The sequence below is a fragment of the Paenarthrobacter nitroguajacolicus genome (assembly GCF_007786235.1).
GTDB classification, from domain to species: domain Bacteria; phylum Actinomycetota; class Actinomycetes; order Actinomycetales; family Micrococcaceae; genus Arthrobacter; species Arthrobacter nitroguajacolicus_A.
In genome coordinates this window covers 108,009-122,367 of the sequence record NZ_VNFK01000008.1, presented here as the reverse complement: position 1 = coordinate 122,367, position 14,359 = coordinate 108,009, and the positions used below count along the sequence as shown (strand labels likewise).

Sequence of the window (14,359 nt, the reverse complement as noted above, 5' to 3'; positions counted from 1 at the left end):
GGCCGACGGAGTTACGGTCCGCCCACGGGTAGCTCCACGGATACCGTGGTCCCGGATCCCAAAGTGGAATCCAGGAGCAGGCGCCCCATGTGGCGGCTGATGATGTCGTGGGCGATCGCCAAACCGAGTCCGCTGCCGGGAACGGCGGCCGAGGTGGCATTTGAAGCACGGTAGAAGCGCGTGAAGATGTGCGGCAGATCGTGCTCGGGGATCCCCAGGCCATTGTCAGCAACTTTCACGAGTGCTGCCAGCCCGCCATCCTCGGCAGCTGACACCGTGCTGGTGATGCCCACGCGGCCGCCCTCGGGCGTGAACTTGATGGCGTTGGCCACGATGTTGGTGAAGACCTGTTCCAGTTTTGCTTCGTCGGCCGTCACTTCAATGTCCTCGGTTGCCTCCGTGAAGGACAGAGAGACGTGGCGGGACTCCGCCAGAGGTCGAAGAGTCGCGACCACCACTTGGAGTAGTTTGGCGATATCCACCGGTTTGAGGTCCAAGTTGCTGGCGTCCTGCATGGAGACCGTGAGCATGTCTTCGATGAGCTTGCGCAAGCGGTTCGAGTTGCGTGCGATGACGTCCAGCATCTTACCGATGCCCTCCGGGACCGGCCCGCCGGAACCGTCCTGGATCATGTCCAGGTAGGCGGTGATCGAGGTGAGCGGAGTCCTGAGTTCGTGGTTGACGGTGGCCAGGAACTCGGTCTTGGCTTTGTCCAACTGCCTCAGCTGGTGGAGTACCCGCTGTTGGGCGCTGATGAGGTGGCCTTGTATGAGGCCGTGGGCCACGTTGCCGGCCACGTGCTGCATCAAGGCGATCTCCGGGCGGGTCCAGTCGTGACGCTCTTGCACGGTGCTCAGGAGGATGATGCCCATGGCGGAGGCGCCTTCGCCCACGGGAAGCAGCACGGTGGAGACGGGCGTAAGTTCGCAGGACCACTCCCGGAGCGCCTTGGCGATTTCCGAGTCCGGGTCCTCGCGATGGTCTGTTACCGCCAGGACATCGGCTTCAGCCCATAGCTTGTTGGCCGTCTCGGTGATGATGTTCTCGCTGTCGCCCAGCTTCGCGGGAAGCAGGGGCACGTTGGCCGCGTTCCATTGCGCCCGGATACTCGGGACCCGTTCGTCGCGGAAGGTAGCGAACCACACGTGGTCCACGCCCAGGGCCTCGCCGAAGCCACGCACCACATGGTCCGCAATCAGTTGGGGGTCGTTTGTCTCCCGGATCGCAGAGGAGACATTTCGGAGGCTTTCCCGCAGCGCTTCGATTTCGCCACGGGAGCGTGCCCGTTCCTTGGCACGGCCGATCAAGGTTTCGACGCGATGGATGAGCTCTCCGTCACGTACCGGGCTGATGATGTAGTCCGCTACACGCCAGGACTCCATCTCGGCAAGGTCCACGGATTCTTGTGCCGAGAGGAGCAGCAGCACGGGAGCTCCAGGGTTGTGGAGCCCGTGTGCCAAGGAGCTTTCCGCCACCACGACGTCAGGGCTGTGTTGCGTGATGCGGGAGGCAATGGATGCGCTGTCCGCTGCCGGGAAAATGTCGAATCCCGCTGATGAGAGCGCAGCTGTGGTCCCGGCCAGGCGGTCCTCATCGGAATCCGCCACTACTGCGGAACGGGAATGCTGTACATCGGCACCGGTCTCGCCCACTGAGCCCCTTCCGTTCCAACGCTCATCCCACAGTAATTCCTGATGTGGCAACACCCTATCAGCGGCATTGCGGACAGGTGTGGCCGTGCACCAAATGAGCCGGATGAGTCGTGGGACACACCTTTACTTTGGGAGCCGGATTCGACAGCCTTAGGGGAATCAGCAGGGCAAGCATGTCCGCCTTCCCTGCAGGCGAAAGGCAAGAGGAGCAACGTGGACCACCCAGCAACACCTCAGGATCATCAGCAGGTGACGTTCCAGCTGGAGCTCGAAGAGCCGGGCATCCTGCGACTCACGTGGCCGCGCGGCGCCAGGATCCAGGAATCCGACGCGCAGCGGGCCATGGACCGGGTCAATGAGCTCTGCGGGGAGGACCGCCACCCGATGATCGTGGACATGGCAACCACGGACGACGTGACGAGGGGAGCCAGGTCCGTGTTCGCCAAACCATGCCAGGCCAACCGCATCGCCCTCTGGGGTTCATCGCCCGTGGATCGGGTCATTGCCAACTTCTTCCTGGGCATCATGAAGCCGCCCTGCCCCACCAAGTTCTTCACATCGGAAACGGAAGCGCTTGAGTGGTTGGTGGAGGCCTAACGCCACATATATTTGGAGGATGTTCTCCGCCTTCAGGAAGTACCTGCTGATTCCACGCCTCATCAGGCTTTCTTCGGCTGCTCCCAAGGATCCGCGAACTGCCTGGGACCAGTACTGGGGCAACATCCGTTCCACCGGTGCCACGGGCGATGTCCTGTGGGACTCGGGCAGCGATCACGAACTGAACGGCTACCTGCCTACGTTGGCGCACTTGGACCCGGCCCTGCCTGTGGTGGATGTCGGGTGTGGGAACGGCAGCTTCACCCGGCTGCTGGCGCAGCACTTCCCGCTGGCTGTGGGGCTGGACTACTCCGCGAACGCCGTGGACCGCGCACGGCTGGAGTCAGCGGATGTTACGACGGCGTCCTTCGCCGTGTGCGACATGACGGCACCTGACGCTGCGCAGACTGTCGCGGCGGCACTCAAAGAGGCAGGCTGGACCGGTGAAGCGAACGTATTCATCCGCGGAGTCCTGCACGTACTGGACCTCAACGGCCGTTCTGCTTTGGCAGTGAACCTCTTGCCCGTCGTCGGGACCCGCGGCGGCGTTTTCCTGGCGGAAACCAACTTCCCAGGCACCCCCGTTGATTACGTCAGCCATCTGGGTGCCACCCGGAAATCCATTCCGGCGCCGCTTGAGTGGGCCATCCGCGGGTTGCCCATGCCTGGGCGCTTCGGGGCTGCACAACGTGCCAAGGCGTTTCCGACGGCGGACTGGAACCTTGTGGAGGAGGGCTCAGCGAGCATCGAAACGCGGCCGCTCAGCAATCCGTCGGCCTCGGACGTGATCCCGGGCTACTACGCTTTGCTCCGGGCGCGCCAACCTGGGTGAGCAGCTATTTGAGCCCTGTCCCAGGCAGGAGTTCGGTAGCCCCTACGGAGTCGGCCACGAAAGCGTAGTCCCAGGCCCGCTCGCGCCACTGGACGTATCGTCCTGACGCACCTCCGTGCCCGCCGTCCATCTCGATCTTCATCACGATGGGCTCGGATCCTGTGGAGACGGACCGGAGCGCCTGAACCCATTTGGCCGGCTCGACGTAGAGCACGCGGGTGTCATTGAAGGACGTCACGGCAGCGATCTTGGGGTAGGCCACGGCCCCCACATTCTCGTACGGAGTGTAGGACTTCATGTAGGCGTAGGCCTCGGGATCCGTGATCGGGTTGCCCCATTCCTCCCATTCCAGGGCGGACAAAGGGAGCTCGGGATCCAGAATGGTGGTCAAGGCGTCCACGAACGGAACCTGCGCCACCACGGCAGCGTACTTTTCCGGAGCCATGTTGGCGACGGCACCCATGAGCAGGCCGCCGGCGGATCCGCCCATGGCGGCAACACGGGCAGGGTCCACCCAACCTGAGCCTGCCAGCCAGTCCGTGGCCGCAATGAAGTCCGTGAAGGTGTTCTTTTTGGTGAGTTTCTTGCCATCCTCGTACCACTGGCGTCCCAGCTCGCCGCCGCCGCGGATGTGGGCGATGACCATCACGATCCCGCGGTCCAGGAGTGACAACCGGGCAACGCCGAAGCCGGGATCCATGCTCATTTCGTAGGAGCCGTAGCCGTAGACCAGCCCGGCAGAGGTTCCATCCTGCTGCACCGACGCGTGCCGCAGCACTGACAGCGGAACCCGGGTGCCGTCGTCGGCGGTGGCCCATTCACGGGTGGCGACGTAATCCTGCGCGGAGTAGCCGCCCAGGACAGGGCTTTCCTTGCGGAGCAGCAATTGGCCGGCAGGCAGTTCGGCTGTCGGCAGGACAAAGTCGTAGACGCGGGACGGCGTGAAGTAGGACGTATAGCCCATGCGGATCACGGGAGCCTCGTAGTCCGAGCCGGAAACTCCGGCCGTGTAGAGCTCCTCGTCGAAGGCAGGCTCAACCGGCGCGGCCTGAGCGGGAGTGCCGAGCCCTGCCAGGGGGAGCACCTGCACGCGCTCTATGGTGTCCTTGCGGACGGAAAGGACCAGGTGGGTGGACGTCACGCCCGCGCCGTTGACGCGCACGTCAGAGGAATGTTCGACGACGGTCCGCCAGTCCTGCTCGTCGAGTGGCTTGGTGAGCTCTTCCGGGTCCACCAGGCTCACCATGGAGTTGATGGCGTCCTTGTTGTGGGTCAGGAGCAGTGTCTCCTTGCCATCCAGGAGGAAGGGCTCGGCCTCGTAGAGCACGTGGTGGTCGCGCGGGATGACGGTGCTGAGGCCCGCGGCGTAATCGTCGAAGCGGAGCAGCCGGGTTTCGCTGAACTCGGAGCAACCGATGCTGAGCACCAGGTGACGGCGGTCGGAGGCGAGGTCGAAGCCCAGCCACATGGCGACGTCGTCCTCCTGGTACAGAACCTCATCCTCGGTGACCGGCGTTCCCAGGACGTGCGCCTTCACCTGGTAGGGGCGCCAGGAATCATCCACCACGGTGTAGAAGAGGCGTGCGCCATCCGGGGAGAAAGCCACTCCGTAGAAGATGTCCTCGATGACGTCCGGGAGGAGTTCGCCGGTACGCAGGTCCTTGATCCGCAGGGTGAACCGCTCGTCTCCGGAGTTGTCCACGGCGTAGGCATAGAGGTTGCCGTCAACGGTCACGGCGGCGCCGCCAACGCTGAAGAAGGGCTGGCCTTCAGCTTCCACATTGCCGTCCAGGAGCACCTGCTCGCCGGGAAGTTCCACGCCGGCTTCAACGGGCGGGGGAGTCCAGTCCGCCACGGGGTCGCCGGTGTTCCGGGCCAGCACGCGGCACTGGATGGTGTATTCCTTGCCCTCTACCGAACGGCTGTAGTACCACCAGCCATCCTTCCGGCTGGGCACGGACAGATCCGTCTCCTGGGTGCGGCCCTTGATCTCCTGGAACATGGCCTCGCGCAATGGTTCCTGATGCGCGGTGACTGCCTCCTGATAGGCGTTCTCCGCCTTGAGGTGGTCTACAACCTCCGGCGATTCTTTGTCCCTGAGCCATTCGTAGTTGTCCACGAAGACGTCGCCGTGGTGTTCGCGGCGGGTGGGGACCAGTTTGGCGACGGGAGGCTGGACTGCTGATTCCGTGGCGGAGGCGGCGGCGGAAGACGTGTGGCTCATGGGGCCACTCTATCGACGGGCTCAGACACCGAACCACTGATTTCGCTCAGAGCGCCGGGGCTTCCCCGGATTAGTGAGAGCCGTCGATGACTTGAATCTTCAACCCAGATTGCCGTCATGACTTGCGTGCTGCGCCCACTCCTTAAATTGCGAGCACGATTTCGTACCGTTCCCGAATAGACAGTAGGAGGTTCAGATGGCCCTGCTTCACTCGCACAGCGTTCACATCGGAAAGAGGGGAGGCCTTCAAGCACGTCGACGTTCAGACTCTTTGCGCCGATCCCAGGTGGATCTCGAAGTTGTTATTCCGGCCTACAACGAGGCCGCAAGGATTCCCAACACCTTGACGCAGACCGTCGATTTTCTGGCCAACCAGCCTTGGTCCTCCCGCATCGTGGTGGTGGACAACGGCAGCGTGGACGAGACCGCGGCTGTTGTGCGCCGGATATCCCGTGAAAAAGGGGACGAGGTTCCCATTTCCGTTGTGGGGTGTTCCCGTCGCGGGAAGGGGGCAGCCGTCCGCCGCGGCCTCCTCAGCGGTACCTCCCGGTTCACAGGCTTCTTTGACGCGGATCTCGCCACGCCGTTGGACACGCTTACGGAAGTCATGACGCACCTTTCCGACGGAGCAGCTGCGGTCATAGCCTCCCGCCACGCCCCCGGCTCCAGATTGGTCCGACCCCAACATTTCGGGCGCCGTGTGGGTGGTAAGGCGTTCCGGGTCTTGACCAAGTCAAAGGTCAAGGGCATCCAGGACACACAGTGCGGTTTCAAATTCTTCGAACGGGACGCCCTCACTGCCGCCATGGTTCAGTGCCGCAGCACAGGGTTCGCCTTTGACGTGGAGCTTTTGCTTCGACTGCAGGACAACGAGGCCAGCATCATAGAGCTTCCTGTCGCTTGGACAGACGGTGCCGAGTCAACATTCCGTCCGTTCCAGGACGGTGTCGCCAGCTTCGCGTCGGTGATCCAACTTCAGAAAGCAACACTATGACGGATGCGTTCACCGACCTGAATTCCCCAACCAAACTCGCCGGAAAACACGTACTGGTTCTCAACTGGCGCGACATCAAGCATTCACAAGCAGGCGGCGCCGAGCAGTACATGCATGAGATTTCCAAGAGGTGGGTGCAAAACGGAGTTCAGGTCACGTGGTTTACTGGGCGCGACTCCGGCCAGTCCATGGAGGAAGTCATTGACGGCATCCGAATCCTTCGCGGAGGCGGGCCGCTATCCATCTATGGACAATCCGCTGTCAGGCTTCTGCGCACCAGCGGTCAGTTTGATGCCGTGGTGGATTGCCAAAACGGCATCCCGTTCTTTTCCCCGTTGTTCCTGCCGCGATCAATTCCCATCATTCAATTGGTCCACCACGTTCACCAAGAGCAGTTCCGCACCCGGTTCTCCCCGCCGCTGGCCGCAGTGGGTCGGTTCCTTGAGAACACCGGAGCCAAAACGGTATACGGGCAGCGGGCCATCGTGGCGGTGTCACCTTCCACGCGGCTGGAACTGCGGAAGCTAGGATTCTCGGGAGCCATCCATGTGGTGCCGAATGGCACTATCGATATTCCCCGGGTAGTGGCGCCCCGTACGCCTGAGCCCACCATCGCCGTCGTCAGCCGTTTGGTGCCTCACAAACGGCTGGACCTGTTGCTGGGCCAGTTCGCTGTGGCTGCCCGCAGCGTGCCGAACCTGCGGCTGGACATCGTCGGCGATGGCCCGGAACGTGCGCGCCTGCAGCAGCTCGCCATGGACTTGGGCCTGGACCACGCCGTGACTTTCCATGGCTATCAATCCAACGAGGTTCGTGACGAGTTGCTGAGCAGGGCTTGGCTGACCGCCTCCACGTCGGCTTCGGAAGGCTGGGGCTGCTCTGTGATCGAAGCCGCGGCCTGGGGTGTGCCGTGCCTGGCACTCCGCGTTCCCGGTATCCGGGACTCCGTAGTGGACGGCAGAACCGGCTGGCTGGTTGACACGCCCAAGGAGTTCGGGGCGGCCATGATTGAAGCGATCACAGCAATGTCGGAACCGGATGCAGCATTGGAGACTTCCGCCGAGTGCCGGGAGTGGGCCGGCAGCTTTACCTGGGACCGCAGCACAAGACTGCTCACGGGCGTGCTCCTGGAAGAAGGAAAGGTTCGACGCGAAGGCGGGGACGGGCGTGCACGGCACTCGGATCTATCCACGATGGTGCGCTTCGAAGTGCCGCCCGGGGCCAACCTCGCCACCATCCTTCGGCCAACGGACGAAGTTGCGCTGACCGATGATGGGCACATTTCAGTCCTGATGAAAGGCCGGGACGAATTCGAGGCCTTCGCCGTCGTGAAGAAAATTGGCGTGCCCGCGGCGGAACTCCGCCCAGCCGGCCCTGGCACCTTGCTTGCTGGACCGGGGAGTCCGTTCACGCCAGCCGACGCCTTCGATGCACAGTAGCGGTAGCAGGATCGTGGCTGAATCCCAGCAATCCATGACCATAGCCGTGCGTGAAAGACCCCGAGCCGAACGCAGGGACAGAACTCAAGGTCAAGACGTCAACATAGCTGAAAACAGCGGCTTCCTTGCCATATCCGCGGGAGTAGTGGGCGTGGTGAGCTATGCCTGCACGCTGCTCATGGCCAACATGCTGGGAACAGCGGACTACACGCAATTCGCCGCCGCCGCGATGATTCTTGGCGTTGTGGGAGTCGTAGCCAACGCGCTGGTGCCACTTCCCCTGTCGCATGTTGTGGCAGTACATCCACAAGGATCCGATGAGCGGCAGAGTGGCATGGCCTTCTCGGTCTTCGTATCGTGCCTGGCGGGTATTGCCGCTGCCATCATCACGGGCAGCGTGATGCTTGCGCTCGCCACTCCGGCTATGGCTGCTGCCGTGGGGTTGGCTGCACTGGCCATCTTCATAGTCAATGCGCCCGCCGGATGGCTGCAGGGCGAGCTCCGCTTCATGTGGTATGCCGTGTCCACTGTTGGCGAGGTTGTCCTCAGGTTGATCTTCAGCCTGTTGGTCATTGTGATGGCGTGGGGTGCAGGTGGGGCGGTCCTGGGCTTCGTTGTGGCGTGCCTGGCCCCGTTGGTTGTCCCATGGTCGTTCTACCGGGATCTTCGCTGGCGTCCGCGGGTCTTGCTGGAGAAATGGCGTTGGGCGGAAACCAGCGATATCGCGTCCGTTCTGTGCGTCGTTTCCGTGCTGGTGGGCGTCGACGTCGTGGTGGTCGGCTTCCTTGATAACGGCTCGGCCGCCGCGGCAGGATTCCAGGCGCTGGCCACTATCGCCAAGGGGCCGGTGTACGTCGCGGCCGGAACGGCGTTGGTGGCATTCCCCCTGCTCCGCACTCCTGGCGTCAAGGTTGGGGAGGTGCTTGGCGCTTCCTTTGCTTCGTTCGGGCAACTCGTGGTGGTGGCTTTCGCCATTATCGCTACCGCGCCGCCCCTGATGGCCGGCCTGATAGTCCCGCAGAAGTACCACGCTTCCCTGGGCCTCCTGCCATGGCTGGCCGCGTCCGGTCTGGGCTACGCCGTCCTGATGGTGCTTGCCACCATCCTGCTCGCCATACGGGCCTACCGCCGCTGCCAAATCGGCCTCGCTTTGGCGTGCCTTCTGGTGGTGGGTGGGCTGTGGATCGGGTGGCAGCTCAATGCCGTCACTGGCATGGCGGTGGGTTCGGCCGTCGGGGCCGTGATGTCCGGGGTGGTCCTGGCAATTCTTGCGCGTCCCGTGTTGGTGACCGCTGATACAGGACCGGGCGCCGGCAAGTTCGTGGTTCTGGCGTTCGCCCTGATCGCGGCCCTTGCAGTCGCCGCGCTGCTGCAACCAATGGTGTGGCTCATGCTGGCCGCATTCAGTGGGCTTGCGGTTCTTGCCCACCAGCGCGGCCTGCTGCCGCACAGGAACGATTTCAGGATCTCCCGGAGACGCCGTGCCCACAGACGGAATACGGATGGAGGCCGCCAGCTGTACCGGGCGCGCCACATGGGTGAAACAGGGACCCGATCCCGCTGTGCTTAGTGCAGTGGCTGGGCCCTCCACAGATATTGAGACGGAAAGACAGCGATGAGAGTTTTACATCTGGGTTTCGAAGATCCACGCATGCCTGGAGCAGGCGGAGGATCTGTGAGAACACACGAAATCAACCGCCGCTTGGCGGGAATGGGCTTCCGCGTCACCGTGCTGACCACCCGATATCCGGGCTGGCAGGAGCGCGAGGAGGACGGTGTGCACTATGTTCCGATTGGCTTCGGAGGTGGCGGCAGCCGACTGACCAGGCTGCTGGCGTATGTTGCCCGCCTGCCCTTCGAAGTACATAGGCGCCGGTCAACTGCGGAACTGGTGGTTGAAGACTTCTTTGCTCCGTTTTCCACCATGGCCGCACCACTATGGACCAGGCGTCCCACCGTCGGAGTGGTCCAATGGCTTCATGCCGAGGGCAAAGCACGGCAGTACAAATTGCCACTGCACTGGATCGAGAGATTGGGTGTCCGAAAGCATCGCCGGCTGATCTCGGTTTCGCAGGGAATTGCCGAACGCCTGGTCAGCCTGAATCCGGGCGCCCACGTGGAGGTGATTGGAAACGGGGTGGATCCGGCGGCATGGAAACCGGAGCCCCATGTTGGCAAGGACATTCTGTTCATGGGGCGCCTGGAGTTCGGTCACAAGGGCTTGGATCTCCTCCTGGAGGCTTGGGCACGGTGCTGCAACCGGATAGATGGCAACCTGCTCATTGCCGGATCAGGCCCTGACGAAGCCTCGTTGCGCGCAGCCATTGACGACGCCGGTCTCTCGGAACGAGTGCGCCTGCTCGGGTGGTTGTCTGGAGAGAAAAAGTTTCAGGCCCTCAGCGATGCCCGATTAGTGGTTGTGCCTTCCCGGCACGAGACCTTCGGCTTAGTGGCCATCGATGCATTGGCGACCGGAACGCCAGTGATCACCTTTGACATTCCTTGCCTCCGGGAGATCGTCCCGCCCGGCGCGGGGTGGCTGGTTGAAGCATTTGACGTTGACGCCTTCGGTGACGAGATCTCCCGCAGATATGTGCAGTCCGGGCTGGAGGAGGCTGGCGCGCTCGGACGGGAGTTCGCCGCTGCCTATGACTGGGATGCGCTCGCCCGGATGCAGGCCACTTCCTACCGAGAATCTCTCCGCGCTTTGAACCAGAAACAAGGCAGGCTGCAAAATGCCGGCTATCAGGAAAGGGCTTGAATGCCGCACGCATCAAGAATCGAACGATCCATGGCGGGAGACGCGCCTTGGTTGTTCCTGTCACCCCACCTTGATGACGCAGTGCTGTCCTGCGGTGCTCTTATCGAGGCGCAGGCCCAAAAGCGTCAGATTATCGTGGCCACGCTTTTCACCGAGGCATCGCCGGCACCACACACGCGAGCGGCACGGTCCTTCATGCGCCAATGCACCATCGGGGACGCCGGGGAGCTGTTTAACGCCCGGCGATCCGAGGACCGAACAGTACTGGAATCGATGGGTGTCCACTCCATTCACCTTGGCGAAGTGGATGCACTGTTTCGGCGCCGACGTAGACCTCCGCAATGGGGGAGCAGCGCGTGGGAAAGGCTCCTGCCGGAGCTCACCCACCGTTACCCCACCTACCGGTTCGACATTGCATTGGGCAGGATCTCCAAGGGCGACACGGGGCTTGTTCGCCACCTCCGAAGGGATGTGGCCGGGCTCATGGCCCAGACAAAGGCGGAGTTGCTCTTTTGCCCCGCGGGGGTGGGAAGGCATGTGGATCATCTCATTACCCGTGACGTCGGCACAGGCCACGGCGAAAACTTGGTGATGTACTCGGACTTTCCCTACGACCTCGTGTCGCAGCCGGATGAATCCCATATGAAAGGTGTGGGATACGTGCCTTGGATGTGGGACGAGGGCCTTGCAACCAAGACGGAACGGATCAAGCAATACGCCACACAAGCGGACGCCCTGTTTCCCGGTGGGGCGATCCCCTTGAAGCCGGAAACCTACTTCGTGCCCGGTCATATCAGCGTTCCAGCGCGTCAATGAGGGGCACCATGAATTCGGTGCAGGAGGTTGAACCATATCGACCGGCGGCCCGGGCCCGGAGGGCCGCAAGGAAGCCTCCTTGGGCCATTCGACATCCGTGGTGGGTTGCGGCGTGTGTGGGATGGCTTGCGGTGGTGTTCAGGGTGTTCGGTGTACAGCGTGCCAACGACGTGTTTATCGATGAAGTAACGTATGCGGACATAGCCCAACAGATAGCGGAAGGCCGCATGCCGTCGCTTTCCGGCACCCCCTTTTTTCTGCATCCTCCGGGTTCATATGCGTTCAACGCCCTGATTATTCGTGTCCTGGGCTTGGAAGGCCACCCTATGGATCTGGCCTTGCAACTGCGCTGGGTCAATTCTTTCCTTGGTGCTCTGACAGTGGTGGTTTGCTTTCTGTTGGTTCGCCGTCTGGCAGGACTGGTCCCCGCTGCGATAGCGGGCACCATATTGGCAAGTGATCCGTTCGTCCTCCGTATGGACGGTCGGTTGATGATGGAGACTCCAGCAGGTCTGGCTGTTTTGGCGGGATGGCTCTTGGCTTTGTGGGCGCTCGGCCACAAGTGGGGGCGCGGTCGCATGTGGCTTGAAATCAGCGCAGGGTTGGTTTTCGGGATAGCCATCGTCATGAAGGACATGACGGCCGTGTTTACCGTAGTGCCGCTGCTGGCCGCCGTGTTTTGGCGCAGAACCGTTCCTCTGCAGGCAGCGTTGCGTATTCTTGGCTGTTCAATCGTTCCTTACCTGATCTATTTGAGCGTGATTGCGGCCAACGGGCTGTTTTCGCAGTTCTTGGATCAAAAGTCGGTGGGCGTCCTCAGAATGGTTGGGGCCGTTCAGATGACTGGCTTTAATTCAGTCCCAGGGGTCAGCCTGACGGATCGTTTGCTGGATATGGCCGGCCGTTTCGGCACAAGCTATCTACTGCTGGGGCTTTCCGTTGTGGCGGGATTCGTAGTCGCTTTGTCTCCGCAGGTGGAGCGGCGGGTCATGGGGTTGTTCTCGGTTTTTACCGGTTCCGTTGGCGTCTACTCTGTGTTCTTCGGGGCGGCAGAGGAGCAGTTTGGCTACTGCGTGGTGCTTGCCGCGCTGGTTTCGATACCCATTGCCGCGGCCATGGTGGTGACGTGCCGCCCCCGCCTGCGTGGGGCCGTTGCCACTGCAGCGGTACTCATGACCGTTGTGAGTCTCTTTCTGGGTGTGCAGGCACGGTCCGTGGTTGATGACGGGCTTGTCCGTGCGCGGGATTGGATGATCGCTGTCCTGCCGGAGTCCTCGAAGGTGGGGCTGACGTCCGTAACTGGTGAGTTTGCACTGCTGCCTCACCAGGGTTGGGAGGTTTTGCCCTCGTTGAAATCCCTTCGTGACGGCAACGCCGACTTTGTGCTGACTCAGGGGAGGCCGCTCAGTGAGGGCTACGGATTCGCTGCTCCTGAACTGCTGGGCTGGCTGCAGGACAACGCTCAGCCGGTCTTCACCTTTACTGGACCGACGTCGGGGGACACTGTTGTGTGGCGGCTGGACCGAGCCAGGCTGGATGCTGCTGTCGATGGTGGGCTGGTAATCCCTCCTGTCACCGGCGGTTACCCGTGAGGCGCCTTGTCCTTTTGATTCTGCTGCCGGCCCTGGTAGTAACTGTGAGCGTCGGATGCAGCGCACGGGCCAAACCCGCAGAACCTGAACCTATGTCGTTCGGGGTTTTGGGCGGCACTTGCGCTCCCGATCGTCTGGCAGCACTACGGACGGCCGGGGCTTCAGTGGTGGAATTGCCGATGGCCTGGGACCGATACCAGCCGCAGGCGGGACAGGTTGACCGGGGATACGTTGCCGAGGTGCGGGCACGTTTGAACGATTGCCGCGAAGCCGGAGTGGGGGTGGTTCTGTCTCCTGGCTTGCAGTACCCGCCCGATTGGGTGAGAGGTCTTCAAGGGGGCGTGCTGGAGGGAAGCGCCGGTGGTGCGCCAAAGGATGCCGGGGCAGAGTTGGTGTTCAGCTCAGAAGTGCGGAAAGCTGCCCAGGATTACTTTGCGAGGGTGCTGTCCGATCTTGGGCTCGCGGGCATTACCGCAATCCGCGTAGGGACGAACGCCAGTGGGGAGCTGGGGTACCCGGGACCCGACGACGGCGGAAAAGTAGGCGAGTTTTGGGCGTTTGGTGACGCTCCCCAGTTCGGCATCGGCCTGGCTGAGGGGCTGGCACCGTCACCGATGCCCGGATGGATCCCGGGCTCCAGAACATGGCACGGCAGGTCCGTTACTGACGAACAGGTCCAGAGGTGGTGGGGGTGGTACGCCGGATCTGTCGTTAATGCCGTGGCATGGCAGGTGGGAGAATTGCGGAAGCTCGGCTATCAAGGGCGGGTGCATGTTCCCGTTGCTGGCCGCGGGGTCCTGCCCGAGGACAGAGCGGTAGCTGTAAAAGGCCGCTTGGACGGGAGGGCAAACCCGGACGGCGCCCAGGAACGCGGCTTGGACTACGTGGAACAGTTCGCAGTTCTGGCACGCTTGCCGGGGGTGGACGTTGACTTCACTGGCTTGGACGACGTGTCGAACGTCAGAGCGCGTGCTGCCGCTCCGCCACAAGACCGATGTCAACCGGGCGACGACGCCAAGGTGATGGAAGACGTCTCGTCTTGGTCATCGCACCGTTACACGAGCGCGTTGGCCCGGCGCGCGGGGCTGGGACTTGTGGGGGAGAACCCGGGACCTCCCGACTCTCCGTTCACCGGCGGCTCTCCGGAATCACACAGCCTTGCAGAACAGCTGCGGGCCGCTCCACAGTATGCCGACGAATGCGGGATGACCATGTTCTTGTTTGGCTTCGAAGACAACCTTTTTGAAGAAGGGGGGCGCGCCGAAAGCGGCGTGAGTGTTGAAGACTACAAAGAAGTTATTCAGCGGATCCGGTCTCCTTGACGACCCACTCCGGGCTTGAGGCTCTCCTGGGGGACCAAAGGGAGACGAACGATCCTCGCCTGAGGGGGCATTCATCGGTCACGTCACGTTCACCAGACGGCGTGCACTCATTTAATGGACGTCCTCGACG

At 62.4% G+C, this 14,359-nt stretch carries 11 protein-coding genes; 9 read left to right on the top strand and 2 right to left on the bottom strand.

Annotation, left to right across the window (positions count from 1 at the left end; all coding sequences use genetic code 11):
- Positions 1–11: 11 nt before the first annotated feature.
- A complete protein-coding gene (locus tag FQP90_RS12280) occupies positions 12–1,652 on the bottom strand; it encodes an ATP-binding protein (protein ID WP_144650689.1) in 1,641 nt (546 codons plus the stop codon).
- A gap of 213 nt (positions 1,653–1,865) precedes the next feature.
- Here FQP90_RS12280 and FQP90_RS12275 point away from each other — a divergent pair, with 213 nt between their 5' ends.
- Positions 1,866–2,249, top strand: a complete 384-nt coding sequence (locus FQP90_RS12275; RefSeq protein ID WP_144650686.1) for a DUF7793 family protein — start codon at positions 1,866–1,868, stop codon at positions 2,247–2,249.
- Positions 2,250–2,268: 19 nt separating this feature from the next.
- Positions 2,269–3,081 (top strand): class I SAM-dependent methyltransferase, encoded by an 813-nt coding sequence (locus FQP90_RS12270; protein WP_144650683.1) that lies wholly within the window; start codon positions 2,269–2,271, stop codon positions 3,079–3,081.
- 4 nt (positions 3,082–3,085) lie between these two features.
- Here the strand turns inward: FQP90_RS12270 and FQP90_RS12265 are convergent, their stop codons facing one another.
- Positions 3,086–5,305, bottom strand: a complete 2,220-nt coding sequence (locus FQP90_RS12265; RefSeq protein ID WP_144650680.1) for a S9 family peptidase — start codon at positions 5,303–5,305, stop codon at positions 3,086–3,088.
- A 196-nt stretch (positions 5,306–5,501) separates the two neighbouring features.
- Between FQP90_RS12265 and FQP90_RS12260 the strand changes: the two genes are divergently transcribed.
- The 7 genes from FQP90_RS12260 (at position 5,502) to FQP90_RS12230 (ending at position 14,229) form a co-directional block, all read left to right on the top strand.
- Positions 5,502–6,299, top strand: a complete 798-nt coding sequence (locus FQP90_RS12260) for a glycosyltransferase (protein ID WP_144650677.1) — start codon at positions 5,502–5,504, stop codon at positions 6,297–6,299.
- Positions 6,296–7,738, top strand: a complete 1,443-nt coding sequence (locus FQP90_RS12255) for a glycosyltransferase family 4 protein (protein WP_144650674.1) — start codon at positions 6,296–6,298, stop codon at positions 7,736–7,738. Before FQP90_RS12260 ends, FQP90_RS12255 begins: the two co-directional genes overlap by 4 nt.
- Positions 7,739–7,751: 13 nt before the next feature.
- Positions 7,752–9,308 carry a lipopolysaccharide biosynthesis protein gene (locus FQP90_RS12250; protein WP_167510475.1) on the top strand — a complete coding sequence of 519 codons (1,557 nt, stop codon included), beginning with the start codon at positions 7,752–7,754 and terminating at the stop codon, positions 9,306–9,308.
- A gap of 105 nt (positions 9,309–9,413) precedes the next feature.
- Positions 9,414–10,499: a glycosyltransferase family 4 protein gene (locus FQP90_RS12245; protein WP_244296744.1), complete on the top strand. Its 1,086-nt coding sequence runs from the start codon at positions 9,414–9,416 to the stop codon at positions 10,497–10,499.
- Positions 10,500–11,315, top strand: coding sequence for a PIG-L deacetylase family protein (locus FQP90_RS12240; protein WP_244296743.1), 816 nt, complete (start codon positions 10,500–10,502; stop codon positions 11,313–11,315).
- Between the two features lie 116 nt (positions 11,316–11,431).
- Positions 11,432–12,907: an ArnT family glycosyltransferase gene (locus FQP90_RS12235; protein ID WP_244296742.1), complete on the top strand. Its 1,476-nt coding sequence runs from the start codon at positions 11,432–11,434 to the stop codon at positions 12,905–12,907.
- A 92-nt stretch (positions 12,908–12,999) separates the two neighbouring features.
- Positions 13,000–14,229, top strand: coding sequence for a hypothetical protein (locus FQP90_RS12230; RefSeq protein ID WP_144650662.1), 1,230 nt, complete (start codon positions 13,000–13,002; stop codon positions 14,227–14,229).
- Positions 14,230–14,359 lie beyond the last annotated feature (130 nt).

Excerpts from the sequence above, each read along its gene's own strand:
- FQP90_RS12270 (WP_144650683.1), top strand. The coding sequence starts at position 2,269 with ATGTTCTCCGCCTTCAGGAAGTACCTGCTGATTCCACGCCTCATCAGG.
- FQP90_RS12265 (WP_144650680.1), bottom strand. The coding sequence starts at position 5,305 with ATGAGCCACACGTCTTCCGCCGCCGCCTCCGCCACGGAATCAGCAGTC.
- FQP90_RS12260 (WP_144650677.1), top strand. The coding sequence starts at position 5,502 with ATGGCCCTGCTTCACTCGCACAGCGTTCACATCGGAAAGAGGGGAGGC.
- FQP90_RS12255 (WP_144650674.1), top strand. The coding sequence starts at position 6,296 with ATGACGGATGCGTTCACCGACCTGAATTCCCCAACCAAACTCGCCGGA.
- FQP90_RS12240 (WP_244296743.1), top strand. The coding sequence starts at position 10,500 with ATGCCGCACGCATCAAGAATCGAACGATCCATGGCGGGAGACGCGCCT.
- FQP90_RS12230 (WP_144650662.1), top strand. The coding sequence starts at position 13,000 with ATGTCGTTCGGGGTTTTGGGCGGCACTTGCGCTCCCGATCGTCTGGCA.